13 protein-coding genes are annotated in these 14,196 nt (G+C 55.0%); 8 read left to right on the top strand and 5 right to left on the bottom strand.

All coding sequences use genetic code 11. The features are described from left to right. Positions 1-71 precede the first annotated feature (71 nt). From pspC to pspA, 3 genes are read right to left on the bottom strand one after another with little or no spacing between them, the layout of a single operon-like run. Positions 72-464: an envelope stress response membrane protein PspC gene (gene pspC, locus Q0796_RS08460; RefSeq protein WP_298441949.1), complete on the bottom strand. Its 393-nt coding sequence runs from the start codon at positions 462-464 to the stop codon at positions 72-74. Next, the gene (gene pspB / locus Q0796_RS08455; RefSeq protein ID WP_298441947.1) at positions 451-696 is read right to left on the bottom strand and encodes an envelope stress response membrane protein PspB; all 246 of its coding nucleotides are present in this window, start codon (positions 694-696) and stop codon (positions 451-453) included. The genes pspC and pspB overlap by 14 nt, the downstream gene beginning before the upstream one ends. 28 nt (positions 697-724) lie before the next feature. After that, positions 725-1,393: a phage shock protein PspA gene (gene pspA / locus Q0796_RS08450; protein WP_298441946.1), complete on the bottom strand. Its 669-nt coding sequence runs from the start codon at positions 1,391-1,393 to the stop codon at positions 725-727. 171 nt (positions 1,394-1,564) lie between these two features. On the opposite strand from pspA, the gene pspF reads away from it, so the two are divergent. From pspF to Q0796_RS08420, 6 genes are all read left to right on the top strand, one after another. Then, entirely contained in the window at positions 1,565-2,635 is a 1,071-nt protein-coding gene (pspF, locus tag Q0796_RS08445) for a phage shock protein operon transcriptional activator (protein ID WP_298441945.1), read from the top strand. 88 nt (positions 2,636-2,723) lie between these two features. After that, on the top strand, positions 2,724-4,295 hold the full coding sequence (locus Q0796_RS08440; RefSeq protein ID WP_298441944.1) for an ABC transporter substrate-binding protein: 1,572 nt from the start codon (positions 2,724-2,726) through the stop codon (positions 4,293-4,295). Beyond that, positions 4,292-5,314: an ABC transporter permease subunit gene (locus Q0796_RS08435; RefSeq protein ID WP_298441943.1), complete on the top strand. Its 1,023-nt coding sequence runs from the start codon at positions 4,292-4,294 to the stop codon at positions 5,312-5,314. Before Q0796_RS08440 ends, Q0796_RS08435 begins: the two co-directional genes overlap by 4 nt. Further along, positions 5,307-6,197 carry an ABC transporter permease subunit gene (locus Q0796_RS08430; RefSeq protein WP_298441941.1) on the top strand — a complete coding sequence of 297 codons (891 nt, stop codon included), beginning with the start codon at positions 5,307-5,309 and terminating at the stop codon, positions 6,195-6,197. Before Q0796_RS08435 ends, Q0796_RS08430 begins: the two co-directional genes overlap by 8 nt. Then, positions 6,197-7,189, top strand: coding sequence for an oligopeptide/dipeptide ABC transporter ATP-binding protein (locus Q0796_RS08425; protein WP_298441940.1), 993 nt, complete (start codon positions 6,197-6,199; stop codon positions 7,187-7,189). Before Q0796_RS08430 ends, Q0796_RS08425 begins: the two co-directional genes overlap by 1 nt. Further along, on the top strand, positions 7,186-7,968 hold the full coding sequence (locus Q0796_RS08420; RefSeq protein WP_298441938.1) for an ATP-binding cassette domain-containing protein: 783 nt from the start codon (positions 7,186-7,188) through the stop codon (positions 7,966-7,968). Before Q0796_RS08425 ends, Q0796_RS08420 begins: the two co-directional genes overlap by 4 nt. Positions 7,969-8,060: 92 nt before the next feature. On the opposite strand, the gene fabV is transcribed toward Q0796_RS08420, so the two are convergent. After that, entirely contained in the window at positions 8,061-9,260 is a 1,200-nt protein-coding gene (gene fabV / locus Q0796_RS08415; RefSeq protein ID WP_298441936.1) for an enoyl-ACP reductase FabV, read from the bottom strand. A 249-nt stretch (positions 9,261-9,509) separates the two neighbouring features. Here fabV and Q0796_RS08410 point away from each other — a divergent pair, with 249 nt between their 5' ends. Then, positions 9,510-10,790, top strand: coding sequence for a DUF2325 domain-containing protein (locus Q0796_RS08410; RefSeq protein WP_298441934.1), 1,281 nt, complete (start codon positions 9,510-9,512; stop codon positions 10,788-10,790). Positions 10,791-10,805: 15 nt separating this feature from the next. Here Q0796_RS08410 and Q0796_RS08405 read toward each other — a convergent pair whose 3' ends face one another. Further along, the gene (locus tag Q0796_RS08405; RefSeq protein WP_298441933.1) at positions 10,806-11,306 is read right to left on the bottom strand and encodes an RNA methyltransferase; all 501 of its coding nucleotides are present in this window, start codon (positions 11,304-11,306) and stop codon (positions 10,806-10,808) included. 264 nt (positions 11,307-11,570) lie between these two features. On the opposite strand from Q0796_RS08405, the gene Q0796_RS08400 reads away from it, so the two are divergent. Continuing rightward, positions 11,571-13,574 (top strand): alkyl sulfatase dimerization domain-containing protein, encoded by a 2,004-nt coding sequence (locus Q0796_RS08400; RefSeq protein ID WP_298441931.1) that lies wholly within the window; start codon positions 11,571-11,573, stop codon positions 13,572-13,574. Positions 13,575-14,196 lie beyond the last annotated feature (622 nt).

Raw genomic sequence — 14,196 nt, 5'->3', positions numbered from 1 at the left:
AAAAGGGAGCCAATGGCTCCCATCTTAAGAGGGCTTACCCATTCGCAATAGCATTGATTGCGATTTTTGGGTTATTTCAAATTGTCGATCTCACGGCCAAGATGATACGCATCGGAAGTCACAAAGCGTTCAAGGTTGCGGATCCGCAGTTCCAACGAACGAAACTTGCTGTTGATGTCGCGAAACGCATTGCGTGGAGACTCGCCCGCTTGCCATACCTTGGTTTTCACTTCAGCTCGGTGAATGGGCTGCGCTTCGGGCTTTTTGTCTAACAACACCCACGCCACCACATACCCCAGTAACACGAAACTGAACACCCCAGTAAGGATCATGGCCGACAGCGTCACGATACGTACTAACCAAACTTCCAAGTTAAAGCGTTCAGCGATGCCGGCACAGACTCCGGCCACTTTGCCTTGACTGGGGATCCGATAAAGCGGCTCTTTTTGGTTATTGGTGTTCATGTTTGCGTCTCCATTCTGGTGCTTCAGCATCAAGAATACGCTCGAGGCTATCAACACGTTCCGACATCTTATCTGCACGTCCCAGCAGCTCATTCAATTGCTGATACTCTTCGTCGGTTAACCCCTGAGTGATCTGCTTCTTGCTGCGGTAATGCAGGATGAGCCAAATTGGCGCCACAAAAATCGTGAAGACAATCAGTGGCGCAATCAACAGGACTACTAGGTCTTCCATATGTCTCTTCCTCTACCGTGTGATCAGATCAGGCTTCTTTCTTGGCCATGCTTTTTTTCAGAGCTTCAAGCTCTTGATTAACTTTATCTTCTGCTTCCAGCGCTGCAAACTCATCTTGCAGACCTTTCGGTTGAGTCATTTGGTACGCTTCCACTTCGGATTCGATCCCTTCAACGCGGCGCTCGTATTGTTCAAAGCGGCTCATTGCTTGATCGATCTTGTTGGTGTCCAACTGTTTGCGTACATCCAAACGGGAAGTCGCCGCTTGCTTACGCATGATGATGGTCTTTTGACGCGCACGAGCATCGTTAAGCTTATCTTGCAGCTGCGCCACTTCCTCTTTCAAGCGCTCCAGTTGCTGTTCGATGGTCACCAGCTCTTGCTTAATCGCATCCACCATTTCAGCGGCGTTTTGCTTTTCGCTCAAGGCGGCACGGGCTAAATCTTCACGCCCTTTCGACAACGCCAACTCGGCTTTTGCCTGCCAATCTTGTACCTGTGCTTCCGCACGTTGGATGCGACGCAGTGATTCTTTCTTATCGGCTAAGATCCGTGCCGAGGTGGAACGAACTTCAACTAACGTGTCTTCCATCTCTTGAATGATCAACCGCACCATTTTTTCTGGATCTTCAGCTTTATCCAGCAGTGAACTTAAGTTCGAGTTCACGATATCTGCGAAACGAGAGAAAATGCCCATAATTTGAATCCTCTTAAAAAGTGTTGCCCTCGACCAATCCTATTCAGATCCCGTGCCAAGTTTTTAAGTTATTGTTTTTGAAAGAAATAGCATTAATGGTGGTTTTTTCAGCTCAAGTCCATATTATGGATTTCACCACTGGATAGTGAAATTAACCACGCGAGAGCACGGATGTCATCAAATCGCCAAGCCAATAATTTAATTGGCCAATCTGCCGCCTTCCATGAAGTGCTAGAACACGTATCGAAAGTTGCCCCCTTAACTAAACCGGTGCTGATCATCGGTGAACGGGGCACCGGGAAAGAACTGATCGCCGAACGCTTGCACTTTCTCTCCAGCCGCTGGGAACAGAATTACGTCAAACTGAACTGTGCCGCCCTGAACGAGAACCTATTAGAAAGCGAACTGTTTGGCCATGAGTCCGGCGCCTTCACCGGGGCCAGTAAGCGCCATGAAGGCCGATTTGAGCGCGCCGATAAAGGCACCTTGTTTCTGGATGAGCTCGCCAACACCTCGGGCTTGGTGCAAGAGAAGCTGTTGCGAGTGATCGAGTACGGCGAATTTGAACGGGTTGGCGGCACCCGCACCGTCCGCAGCGATGTGCGCTTAGTTTGTGCCACCAACGAAGATCTGCCTCAGCTGGCGGCACAGGGCAAATTTCGCGCGGATCTGCTGGATCGCCTTGCCTTTGACGTGATCACCCTGCCGCCACTGCGGGTGCGTAAAGAAGATATCCTGATTTTGGCGGATCACTTCGCCATGCAGATGACCCGTCAACTTGGGTTAGAGCTGTTTGCTGGCTTTAGCAGCAACGCTCAAAAAACCCTAATGGCCTATCCGTGGCCAGGCAACGTGCGGGAATTAAAGAACGTGATTGAGCGCAGCGTTTACCGCCACAGCAACATTCATATCCCACTGCAAGAGATTGTACTGGATCCGTTTGAGTCGCCATGGCGGCCAACGCAGATGGTGCACACCGAGGATCGCAGCAGCGAGCCCGCCCAAACCGCAACCAGCAATGAGGCCGCCGCACCAGCCGCCGTTAAGGTCAATGGCAGTGGCCACATTCAGTTCCCGCTAGACTTTAAGCAGGTGTGCCAAGACAGCGAACGCAACTTACTGCAGCAAGCGTTGGTACACAGCCAATACAACCAGAAGAAAAGCGCCGAGCTCTTGGGGCTGACCTACCATCAACTGCGCGGTATTTTGAAGAAATACGACATGTTGGCTCAGGAAAATTGAGCCCCCCACCCCGCCCTGCTAGACTACGCGGATCAATAAGTTGTGAATCAATATCATGGCCAAGTCGCGGCTACTTATAGCCTTGCTTATGTTGTTCGTTGTCGGTTGCAGCGAACAACAGCAATACATCGATAATGGATTGGTGTATTGCTCTGAAGGGGATCCTGAAACCTTCAACCCTCAAAAAACCGTCTCTGGCACCGCCATCGACGCCACCGCTAAGCAGTTATACAACCGCTTAATCCAGATCGATCCGGAAACCGGCGAGCTGCTGCCCGAACTGGCGGTGGATTGGCAGATCAGCGCCGATGGCCGGCAGTACCTGTTTACGCTGCGCCAACAGGTGCAATTTCATCGTACCGATTACTTTCAGCCCAGCCGCGCCTTTAACGCCGACGACGTGCTGTTCAGTTTCGAACGGTGGCTCAAGCGATCCCACCCCTATCACCAGATTGGCGGCGCCCGTTACCCCTTTTTCCAAAGCATCGATTTAGATCATATTGGCCTGAAGTTAGTGCGGGTGGCCGATGACCAAGTTCGATTTGAACTGCAGCAGCCGCGGCCCAACTTTTTGGCCGAGATAGCCACCGACTTTGCGGTGATCTTGTCGCAAGAGTATGGCCTAAGCCAATTGGCGGCGGGTACGCCAGAACTGCTGGACGCCAAGCCCATCGGCACCGGTCCATTTAAACTGCGTAACTACGTTCGCAACCAATACATCCGTTACGATCGCCACAACCAGTATTGGGGCCCGTTAGCGCGTTTGGATCAGTTGGTGTTCGACATCACCCCGTCGGCCTCTTCCCGCGTGATTAAGCTGATTGGCGGCGATTGCGACGTGGCCGCCTTGCCGCAAATCAGCGAGTTGGGCACCATTCAAAGCTACGACGACCTCGCGTTGGACGTGATGCCGGGACTCAATGTGGCCTACTGGGCCTTTAACACCAATAAAGCGCCGTTTAACGATCCCAAGGTACGCAAAGCGCTGAATCTGGCCGTGGACAAACGCCGCATTTTGAAAGCGGTGTACCACAACACCGCCGTGATGGCCAAAGGGATGCTCCCCCCCATCTCTTGGGCCTACGATCCTAACCTGCCCGCCATTGAGCACGATCCAGCCCAAGCCAAACGCTTGCTAGAACAAGCCAACGTTGGCCCCATCAGCATCGACATTTGGGCGGTGCCCGTGGGGCGCATCTACAACCCCGACGCCATGAAAAGCGCAGAGCTTATCCAACAGGATTTGGCCCGCATTGGCGTAAGCGCCAACATCGTCAGTTACGACTGGGGCCGCTTTTTACAGCTCTTGCAGCTGGGGGAGTACGATTCAGTGTTGATTGGTTGGTCTGCCGACAACCTCGATCCCGATAACTTCTTTAGCCCTCTGCTGAGCTGCTCGGCATTGGCTTATGGCTCTAACCGCGCCCGTTGGTGTGATCCTAAGTTCGATCAGCTGATGGCCCAAGCTCGCGAAAGCCGCGATCCACAGCAGCGTCAGTTGCTTTACAGCCAGTTGGAATATCAACTGCAGCAACAAACCCCTTTGGTGCCGTTAGCCCACGCCAGCCGCATTTTGGGGCGCAAACGCCACTGGCAAGGCCGGATGCTGCACATCAGCGGCGGCATCGACTTCTCTACCGTTGGTAAGGAGGCACTGTGATTACCTATTTGATCCGGCGCCTGAATCTGTTGGTGCTGACCAGTCTGGTGCTGATGGGGCTGATCTACAGCGCCACCTTACACATGCCCGGCGATCCGGTCACCAACCTCAGTGGTTACACCAACCCCACCGAACCGCAACGCGCTGCCATCGTAGAAAAATATCAGCTCGACAGTAACGTAGCCCAAGGCTACTTAGCCTTTGTTCGTAACCGCTTAAGCGGCGATTTAGGCTTATCCCAAGCCTCTGGCCAGCCCATTGCCGTCGAGCTACGCCAAGCGGTGCCCGCCACCGTAGAACTGACCGCCATCGCCCTGTTTATCGCCTTGGCGTTGGGCGTACCGCTGGGCGTTATCGCCGCTGGCCGGTCTGGCTTGTGGCCCAAAATACTGTGGGCCATCACCCTGCTGGGCTTCAGTTTACCGGCGTTTTGGTTGGGGCTGTTGCTGCTGATCACCTTCGGTTTGGATCTGGATCTGCTGCCCCCTTATGGCCGTTTAAACTTGCTCTACGATGTGCCCTTCCACACCGGCTTTATGCTGATTGATATCCCCTTATCTGGCGAGCCGTGGCGCTGGCAGGCACTGAACGACGCCATCGCCCACTTGGTGCTGCCCGTGATGGTGATGGCAGCCCTGCCCACCACCTTGGTGATCCGCACCGTGCGCGTCAGCATGTTGGCGGAGATGGAAAAGCCCTACATTCGTGCTCTAAAAGCGCGGGGGATCGCCAAATGGAGCCTGGTGTTTAACCACGCCATGCCGAACTCAATGTCGCCAATGTTTCGCACCATGACCCTGCAATTAGGGCCCATTGCCTCCACCTTAATGATTGTTGAAACCATCTTTAACTGGCCGGGGATCGGCAGCTGGTTGCTGTCATCGCTCTATCAAGGGGATTACACCGCCCTACACAGTGGGATCTTAGTGATGGCGATGTTCATCATTATTTTGTCCATCCTGTTGGAAGTGACCCACGCCCTGCTTAATCCGGTCAGCCGTAAGGAGATCCATGGCTAGTCCACAGCTGTATTACGAGGACAAAATCCCCTCAACTTGGGCGCAGATCTGGAACCACTTCCGCGCCCGCCCATCCGCCTACATTGGCTTATGGGCACTGGGGTTGATGCTCGCGCTCTCTCTGGTTGGGCCTTGGCTCGCGCCGTTCAGTGCGGTCGAACAAGCCTCACAAACCCTATTGGCGCCGCCCTCGTGGGACGCCAACGGCGACGTAAAATACTTTTTTGGCACCGACGCCTTAGGCCGCGATATCTGGTCGCGCTTACTGCACGGCGCCCATTTAACCTTTGGTTACGCCGCCTTAATCGTACTGGTAACCGTGATCGTTGGCTTTATGATCGGCACCCTGTCTGGCACCGCCCGCGGCTTGCGGGCGTCGATTTTAGGCCACCTGCTTGATGCTTTGCTGTCGCTGCCGTCGGTGGTTCTGGCGCTGCTGGTGGTGGCCGTATTGGGCCAAGGTTTGAACCACATCTTTTGGGCGGTGGGATTAGCGCTGCTGCCCAGCATCGTCCGCACCGTGCACAACGCCGTGCACGAAGAGAGCCAAAAAGAGTACGTGATCGCCGCTAAACTCGATGGCGCCAACCGTTACCAGCTGCTGCGTTACGCCATCTGGCCCAACATCGTCGATACTATGGTGGTACGCACCACCTTAACGTTCTCGGCAGCCATTTTGGACATCGCCGCCTTAGGGTTCCTGAACTTAGGTGCCCAAGCGCCAGTACCAGAATGGGGCGCCATGGTGCGCGACGGCGTAGCCAATGTGCTCAGTGCCCCTTGGACCGTTGCCATGCCGGGGATCGCCATCTTGCTGGCCGTATTGGCCACCAACTTAGTGGGCGATGGCTTGCGCCATGCCATCACCGAGGAGCGCGACTGATGCAGTTGCTTGATATTCGAAACCTCACCATCGAGCTGGATACCCCCCACGGCCGTTATGTAGCGCTGGAAAAATTCAGCCTGAAGATGTCGGAAGGGGAGATCCACGGCTTAGTGGGCGAATCTGGTTCGGGCAAAAGTTTGTTGGCTAAAGCGATTTTGGGGATCACCGATCGGCGCACCCACGTTCGAGCGGATCGGCTTAACTGGAACGGCAAAAACATGCTCGCGATGACCAATCGTGAGCGCCGCCAGTTGATGACCAACGAAATTGCGATGATCTTCCAAGAGCCCGCCGCCTGCTTGGATCCCACCGCCAACATTGGCTCGCAGTTGATTGAATCGATGCCCCACAAAGCGGAAACCCCCTGGTGGAAACGCAAAAGTGAGCAACGCAAACTGGCGATCCAACTGCTGCACAAAGTGGGAGTAAAGGATCACAGCCGCTTGCTGGAAGCCTACCCGTGGGAGTTAACCGAAAGCCAAGCCCACAAAGTGATGCTGGCGATGGCGTTGGCGCGCAAACCCAAATTGATCATCGCCGACGAACCCACCACCGGCCTTGAAACCGCCACTCAAGCGCAGATCTTCCGCATGCTGGAGAAGATGAACCAACTGCACAACGTCGCCATCTTGTTCATCAGCCACGATCTGCATTCGGTCGGGCGCTGGTCTGATCGGGTAACCGTGCTCTATTGCGGCCATTTGATGGAATCCAGCAGCGGCAAAAAAGTGCTGGAACAGTTTAAGCACCCCTACACCCAAGCGTTGCTGAACAGTTCGTTATCCAGCCAGCTGGATCTGACCAAAAAAGCCGATCTGCCTGCCTTGCGCGGTGCGGTGCCGCTGTTGCAGCACCTGCCGGTGGGCTGCCGCCTTGGCCCCCGCTGCCCGCACGCCCAAAAAGAGTGCGTCAAACCACCGGTGATCCGCACCGTCAACGGCCACGCGTTCCGTTGCCACTTCCCGCTAGAACAAGAGACAAAATCATGACCACGCCGATGCTGCAAGTGCGGGATCTGCACAAACAATACCCCCGCGGACGATCGCTCTTTAGCCGCGATTACCTGCAAGCGCTCGCCCCCATCAGCTTTGATCTGCGCGCTGGGGAAACCTTGGCGTTTGTGGGAGAAGCGGGCTCAGGCCGCACCTCGTTAGCGCAGGTGCTTAGCGGTGCTAAGGCGCGCAGCGGGGGCCAAATCATTCTGGATGGCAAAGAGCTTGAAAGCCAAAACAACCGCCAGCGCAGCCGCAACATCCGCATGATATTTCAAGATCCGGCCACCTCACTCAACCCACGTTTGCGGGTGGGCGAACAGCTGGAAAAACCGCTGCAGTTCAACACCAACATGAGCAAATCCGAGCGAGTTCGCGCGGTAGAAAAAGCCTTGGTGCAGGTTGGCTTGCTGCGGGAACATGCGGATTTTTACCCACTGATGTTGGCTAATGGCCAGCGCCAACGGGTGGCCATTGCCCGCGCCTTGATGCTCGAACCGAAAATTCTGATCGCCGATGAAGCCTTTGGTGGCTTAGATACGTCGCTGCGAGCTCAGTGCATCAACTTGATGCTGCAGCTGCAACGCAAGTTGGGGCTAAGCTACATTTTGATGTCGCACGATTTAGGTTTGGTGCGCCACATCAGCGATCGGGTGATTGTGCTGCGTAAAGGGGTGATCGTTGAGCAAGGCGATACCGCCGACGTGTTTGAAAACCCACAGCACGAATACACCAAGCTGTTGATTGAACAACAGGTGCTGCGCGCCCGCAATTGAGCCACCGCAGCCCAGAACAACAAAGGCGACCTAATGGTCGCCTTTGTTTTGCCCTGAGGCTGTGCTGTTACCAAAGCAACTCAGCGCAGCGCTTAATCCAAGGTGATCACATCAAACGGCACTTCTGGGTTTACGTCAGCGTCGTAATCCACGCCCTCTAACCCAAAACCAAACAGACTCAGGAACTCCTGCTTGTACTCAACGTAATCGGTACGTTCGGTCAAGTTGTCGTTGGTCAGTTGTGGCCACAGCGCCTGACAGTGGGCCTGAATGTCTTCACGCAGCTCCCAATCGTCCAAACGCAGGCGGTTGTTATCATCGGTCAGCAGCGGCTTGCCGTTGTACAAACGATCCGACAGCATGCGCCACACTTGCTCGATGCACCCTTCGTGTACGCCCTCTTCGCGCATCTTCTTAAACACCATCGCGATGTACAGCGGCATCACTGGAATGGCTGAAGATGCTTGGGTTACCACGCTTTTCAGTACCGCAACGTTCGCGCCACCGTTGATGTTGCTCAAGGTGTTATCCAGTGCCGCTGCAGCGCGATCGAGATCTTTCTTGGCTTCGCCTAAAGCGCCATCCCAGTAGATCGGCCAGGTGATTTCAGTGCCGATGTAGCTGTAAGCTACGGTACGACAGCCTTGGGCTAATACACCAGCGTCATTCAGCGCGTTGATCCACAGCTCCCAATCTTGGCCGCCCATCACGGTGACGGTGTTGGCCACTTCTTCGTCGCTGGCTGGCTCAACCGAGGCTTCAAACAGTTGATCTTTGTTGGTGTCTACCGCAGTGGCGGTGTAAGTCTGGCCCATTGGCTTCAGGCAAGAGCGGATCACTTCACCGCTGTCTGGCATTTTCCGCACTGGCGAAGCCAGCGAGTACACCACCATGTCGATCTGACCTAAGTCTTCTTTAATCAGATCAATGACTTTTTGCTTGGCTTGGTGAGAAAACGCATCGCCGTTGATGCTTTTGGCGTACACGCCCGCTTCTTTCGCGGCTTTTTCGAAGTAGGCACTGTTGTACCAACCGGCGGTGCCAGGCTTACGCTCGGTGGCAGGCTTTTCGAAGAACACGCCAATGGTGGCCGCATCACTGCCAAAGGCGGCGGAGATCCGCGATGCCAAACCGTAGCCACTGGACGATCCCACCACCAGCACACGCTTCGGGCCATTATCCAGTTTGGGTTGTGACTTTACGTAGGCGATTTGGTCGTTAACGTTTTTTTCGCAGCCCACTGGGTGCGTAGTGGTACAGATAAAGCCACGGATTTTAGGTTTGATAATCATGTCAGATCCCTGATGGCACGCGGCGGTGCAAAGCGTAACCGCATACTCATGCTTACTATTGAATTTACTGGCGCAAAGGGTAACGTAAAGCGCCTGCGGGACAAAGTCGAGATACGCTGATCCGACCATCCCCCAGCACAGTTTGGCCAATGGTTCGCCGATCAAAATCACAAACGATAACGATTATCATTGACAACTAGTTAACTGGCCATACACTTATTTTTAAACGTTCAGTTAGGTCGCCTCGTTATGTGTCTTGCTCGCCCAGAAGCGGTAGAAACGCCCGCCATCCCAATGATCCCCAGCAAACCGCAGGGCTCGACTACCCGTCTGCGCCGCAAACTGTGGGAGTTAGAAACCAAGCTGCATTGTCCGGTGATCGGCACCTGCTTGAGCAACACCGAACTGCGTACCTTGGCCAAAAAGCACGGCGATCCCTACGCCATCGGCAAGAACGACTATTGGCTGCACACCTTTTTTGTCACCAACACCCAAAACAAAAACCCGCTGTCGCTGGCCACCTTCAAGTTTTTAGAGCGCAAATACAGCAGCGCTGCTCGGCAGTTTGCTGCCGCCAAAGACGTCACCAGCTTGCGCCAGATGTGGAACGATGCCCTTGCCCGTGGGGCAACGGCCGAAGCACTGTGGGCAACATTAACCCACGGCCAATGCGACCAAGCACTGCAAGAAGAAGCGTTTGAAACCATCCATATGTTGTCGCACCAAATTGGCGCAGGTCAGCAAGCGGATCTAAAACGCCTAACCCAAGCAGAAAGCGAATTAACCAAGCTGAAGCAAACCCAGCAGCAACAGCAGAAGAAAGCCACCCAAATTCAGCAAGACAAAGACAAACAGCTGCTGGCACTGCGGGCTGAACTTGCGGCGCTGCAGCAAAGCCACCGCCAATTAGAGCTGCGCCACCAACAGTTGCAGCAGCAAGGCGCACAAACGGCCGACAGCGTTGAATTACAACAGCAAAACCAGCAGCTGCAGCAGCGTTTCCAAGACAGCCAAAGCGCACTGCAACGCACCGCCGAGCAGCGCGATCACTGGCAGATGACGGCGCTGACCCATCAACGCAAACTGGATAAGATCCGCGCCCAGCATGAACAGGATATGCGTACCCTAGAGGCCGCCTTTGGGCCTTCGGCCAGCGCCAGTGGCTGCACCGATTGTGGCAGCAGCGATTGCGGCAGCTGCCCAGACTTGGAAGGGCAAGACGTCTTAGTGGTGGGCGGTTTGCACCGTTTGGTGGAGCAATATCGGGCGATTGTCGAGCGCAGTAACGGGCAATTCAGTCACCACGATGGCGGCAAAGAGGACAGCCGCAAGCGACTGGAGTCGATGTTGGCCGCCGCCGATACCATTATCTGCGCGGTGGATTGCGTTAGCCACGACGCCTACTACAAGCTCAAACGCTTTTGTAAGCAGCACGGTAAGCGGCACATCTTTATGGAATCGTCGAGCCTGTCGAGCTTTGCCAGCACCGTAGGGCAACTGGCGGCTAAGCCCGACAGCAACGCCGCCTAAGCGAAGGCCACGGCGTTAACACTTCAGGCGGTTATTGATGTCGCGGCTGTCGCGCACAAGCTCATCGCCTTGGGCAAAATCGGATTTGGCCATGCGATCGTACAGCAGCACATTAACGGTTGCGGCCAGATTCATGCAGCCGTTGGTTGGCACATACACCACCCCGTCTGCTGCGGAAACCACCTCTTGACTTAAGCTGCCGTCTTCTGGGCCAAACAGGTAGATCGCCTGTTCTGGGTGCACAAACTGCGGCAGTGGCACCGCCCCTTCCACCAATTCAATGCAGACAACCTTGGTGCCCGCGGGCAAATTCTCACGCAGATCGGCCACCGCCGTTAACGGGATGGCGCTCGAGGCGCTGTGGGTATCAGTATGAAACTTGGCGGCACGTTCATAACGGGCACCGGTGTAACGCACCTCGTCCACGCCATAACAGCCAGAGGCTCGCATTACTGCGCCAACATTGGTTGGGCTTTTCGGGTTGGTTAACCCAATCATCAACTTCGGCTCGGCCATCGGTTCTTCATCTCAGTCATAAAAACGGCGCTCATCCTAACCGCCAGCGCCGCTTTTGTCAGCCACCGGCCGCCGCCGATGCCAACTGGCCCCAACATGAATGGCGTTTACATCGGCACAAAAAAACACCACATTGGTTAAGTAAGCCATTGGAATCGCTCCAACAGTTACCAAAACCCTATGACCCAAGCGCCATTATTAACGAGCCGTTATCGATAAGCAGTAGCGAATAACAGCCGGTGTCCGTTGCTAAGGAGAGCAATCATGATATCAATGCCCCAGCTCGCGTTGCCCGTAACCGCCCTGCTTAGCGCCATATTGGTCAGCAGTGCGGCCACTGCCGCTGCACCCAAGCAGCACTTTCACCCAGAAGGCAAAGCGCCGTCGGTGTTCACCAAAACGATCCTACAACAAGCCAAAAACACCCTACCGTTTGCCGACAAACGGGATTTCGATGAACAGAAACAAGGCTTTATTGCCGCGCCGCCATCAATGCAGATCAAAGACGACGACGGCAAAGTGGTGTGGGATCTGGGCCGATTTCAGTTTATTGAAGATGCCAACAACAGCGACAGCATCCACCCATCCTTGGTACGGCAATCCCAGCTCAACATGAACTATGGCCTCTATCAGGTGATGGATGGGGTCTACCAAGTGCGCGGGTTTGATCTGGCCAACATCACCTTTGTCCGCGGTAAGCGGGGTTGGATTGTGTTTGATCCACTGACCACCAAAGAGACGTCGCGGGCGGCACTGCAGCTGATCAACCAACAGATAGAATCCTTACCCGTTACCGCCGTGGTGTATTCCCATAGCCACGGGGATCACTGGGGCGGTGCCCACGGTGTGGTTACCGAAGAGGATGTGGCCTCAGGTAAAGTGCCGGTGTTTGCCCCCGCTGGCTTTACCGAGCACGCGGTAAGCGAAAACGTGTACGCCGGTACGGCCATGACTCGGCGCATGTATTACCAATACGGCATCGCTCTGCCTGCGGGCCCTTACGGGCATGCTGGCCAAGGCTTAGCGCAAACTCTGTCGCGCGGCACCATTGGCTTGATCCCGCCCACCCAGCTGATTGAACAAGCAATTGAAACTCGGGTCATCGATGGCATCACCATGGAGTTTCAATTAACCCCTGGCACCGAAGCCCCCAGCGAAATGAACACCTATTTCCCCGATAAAAAGCTGTTGTGGGCGGCGGAAAACGTTACCGGCACCTTCCACAACATCTACACCCTACGCGGCGCCCAAGTGCGCGATGCGCTGGCGTGGTCGAAATACATTAACCGCATGCTGTACCGCTATGGCCAGCAAGCGCAGGTGATGATGGCCTCGCACCACTGGCCTCGCTGGGGGAACGATCGCATCCAAGAGGTGCTGCGTGGCCAGCGTGATTTGTACGCCAACATCAACAACCAAGTGCTGCATTTGGCCAATAAAGGGATCACCATTAACCAGATCCACAATCAGTTCAAAACCCCCACCAGCATCAGTCAGCAGTGGTACAACCGGGGCTATCATGGTTCGCCAGAGCACAACAGTCGCGGGGTGATTAACCGTTACTTGGGCTACTGGGACAACAACCCCGCCACCTTGATTCCGTTATCGCCAGGGGATTCTGCGCCGCTGTATGTCGAGATGATGGGCGGTGCTGACGCCATTATCGCCAAAGGCCAACAGTTGCACGATCGCGGCGACTACAAACTGGCGGTGGAAATTTTAGATAAGCTGCGCTACGCCGAGCCCAATCATAAAGCGGCGAAACAGCTGCTGGCCGATTGCTATGAGCAACTGGGTTACCAGCAAGAAAACCCTGGCCTGCGTAACAGCTTCTTACAAGGCGCGTACGAGTTGCGCTCTGGGATCCCAACAGGGTTTGCCCCAGATACCCGCAACCCCGATGTGATGAAAGCGCTGCCAACCGAGCTGTTTTTTGATGCACTGGCGATCCGCATCGACGCCGAAAAAGCCGAGGGACTCAATTTTGTGATTAACCTCATTACCCCCGACACCGGCGAAACTTTTGTGATTGAGCTAAGCAACGCCACCATGACCACCATCGCCGGTGAGCAAGCCGACAACGCCGATCTCACCTTCACCATCGACCGCGAACATCTGGTGGCGGTGATGCAGCAACGCGCCAGCTTTGCCAGCCAACTGGCGGCGGGTAATGCCACCGCCACTGGCAACATCTTGGTGTTTGCCCAGCTGCTGATGACGCTATCGGCGTTCCCAGTCGAGTTTGAAATCCTGCCGGGCACCTCGTAACCGTAATCAGACATCACTTTGCACCGTGCCAAGAAAAGGGCCGCATATTGCGGCCCTTATTATGGCTGTGTATTAGTTAACTGTTGGCGTTGCTGCGCGGTAGCTATTGTCGCCTGCGCGAGCTTCGATGGCACTGCTTTTAAGTGGTTATGTCGCAGTGGCGACGGCACACTAGCTCGTAGAAAAAGGGGGGGATCCTCCCTTTGGGATCCCATTGCCTTAGCACAGCTCAACTTTCGCTCCTTGCACTGCGCCATTCGGCACGGCATCGATGCGCCATCCATGGCTTAGCGATGCACTCGCAACATCCTGTTGCTCAACCTCATTTTGCAGTACACCGCTCAACGCTGTGATGCGGCAGTAAAGCCAGTGCGGCGTATCTGTCACGGCTAAGTCATCATCTGGCGGTGAGAGCTTTCTGCCGACTTGGTGACGCCGAGTGCAGCAGTGATGAAATAAAGCCGAAGGCAGGATGCCGTAGAGGCCAGAGATTGCAAAGGGACGAGTCCCTTGCCCGCCGCCGGGCGGTCCCGGCAATGACCTTTATGCCGCAGCGGGTCATGCACAATAAGTTCAACAGCTAATTGGTACACAGCCCTTATTATTGATGTCGGCTTAATTA

The sequence above is a fragment of the uncultured Ferrimonas sp. genome (assembly GCF_947489035.1).
Classification (GTDB): Bacteria; Pseudomonadota; Gammaproteobacteria; order Enterobacterales; family Shewanellaceae; genus Ferrimonas.
Note: the sequence above shows the minus strand (reverse complement) of the source record. Positions and strands in the feature narration are given on the sequence as shown.

What these genes read in the sequence shown, in the direction of transcription:
- Q0796_RS08405 (WP_298441933.1), bottom strand. Translation starts at nt 11,306, where the DNA reads ATGGCCGAGCCGAAGTTGATGATTGGGTTAACCAACCCGAAAAGCCCA.
- Q0796_RS08410 (WP_298441934.1), top strand. Translation starts at nt 9,510, where the DNA reads ATGTGTCTTGCTCGCCCAGAAGCGGTAGAAACGCCCGCCATCCCAATG.
- Q0796_RS08440 (WP_298441944.1), top strand. Translation starts at nt 2,724, where the DNA reads ATGTTGTTCGTTGTCGGTTGCAGCGAACAACAGCAATACATCGATAAT.
- Q0796_RS08400 (WP_298441931.1), top strand. Translation starts at nt 11,571, where the DNA reads ATGATATCAATGCCCCAGCTCGCGTTGCCCGTAACCGCCCTGCTTAGC.
- Q0796_RS08430 (WP_298441941.1), top strand. Translation starts at nt 5,307, where the DNA reads ATGGCTAGTCCACAGCTGTATTACGAGGACAAAATCCCCTCAACTTGG.
- pspB (WP_298441947.1), bottom strand. Translation starts at nt 696, where the DNA reads ATGGAAGACCTAGTAGTCCTGTTGATTGCGCCACTGATTGTCTTCACG.
- pspC (WP_298441949.1), bottom strand. Translation starts at nt 464, where the DNA reads ATGAACACCAATAACCAAAAAGAGCCGCTTTATCGGATCCCCAGTCAA.
- fabV (WP_298441936.1), bottom strand. Translation starts at nt 9,260, where the DNA reads ATGATTATCAAACCTAAAATCCGTGGCTTTATCTGTACCACTACGCAC.
- Q0796_RS08420 (WP_298441938.1), top strand. Translation starts at nt 7,186, where the DNA reads ATGACCACGCCGATGCTGCAAGTGCGGGATCTGCACAAACAATACCCC.
- pspA (WP_298441946.1), bottom strand. Translation starts at nt 1,393, where the DNA reads ATGGGCATTTTCTCTCGTTTCGCAGATATCGTGAACTCGAACTTAAGT.
- pspF (WP_298441945.1), top strand. Translation starts at nt 1,565, where the DNA reads ATGTCATCAAATCGCCAAGCCAATAATTTAATTGGCCAATCTGCCGCC.
- Q0796_RS08425 (WP_298441940.1), top strand. Translation starts at nt 6,197, where the DNA reads ATGCAGTTGCTTGATATTCGAAACCTCACCATCGAGCTGGATACCCCC.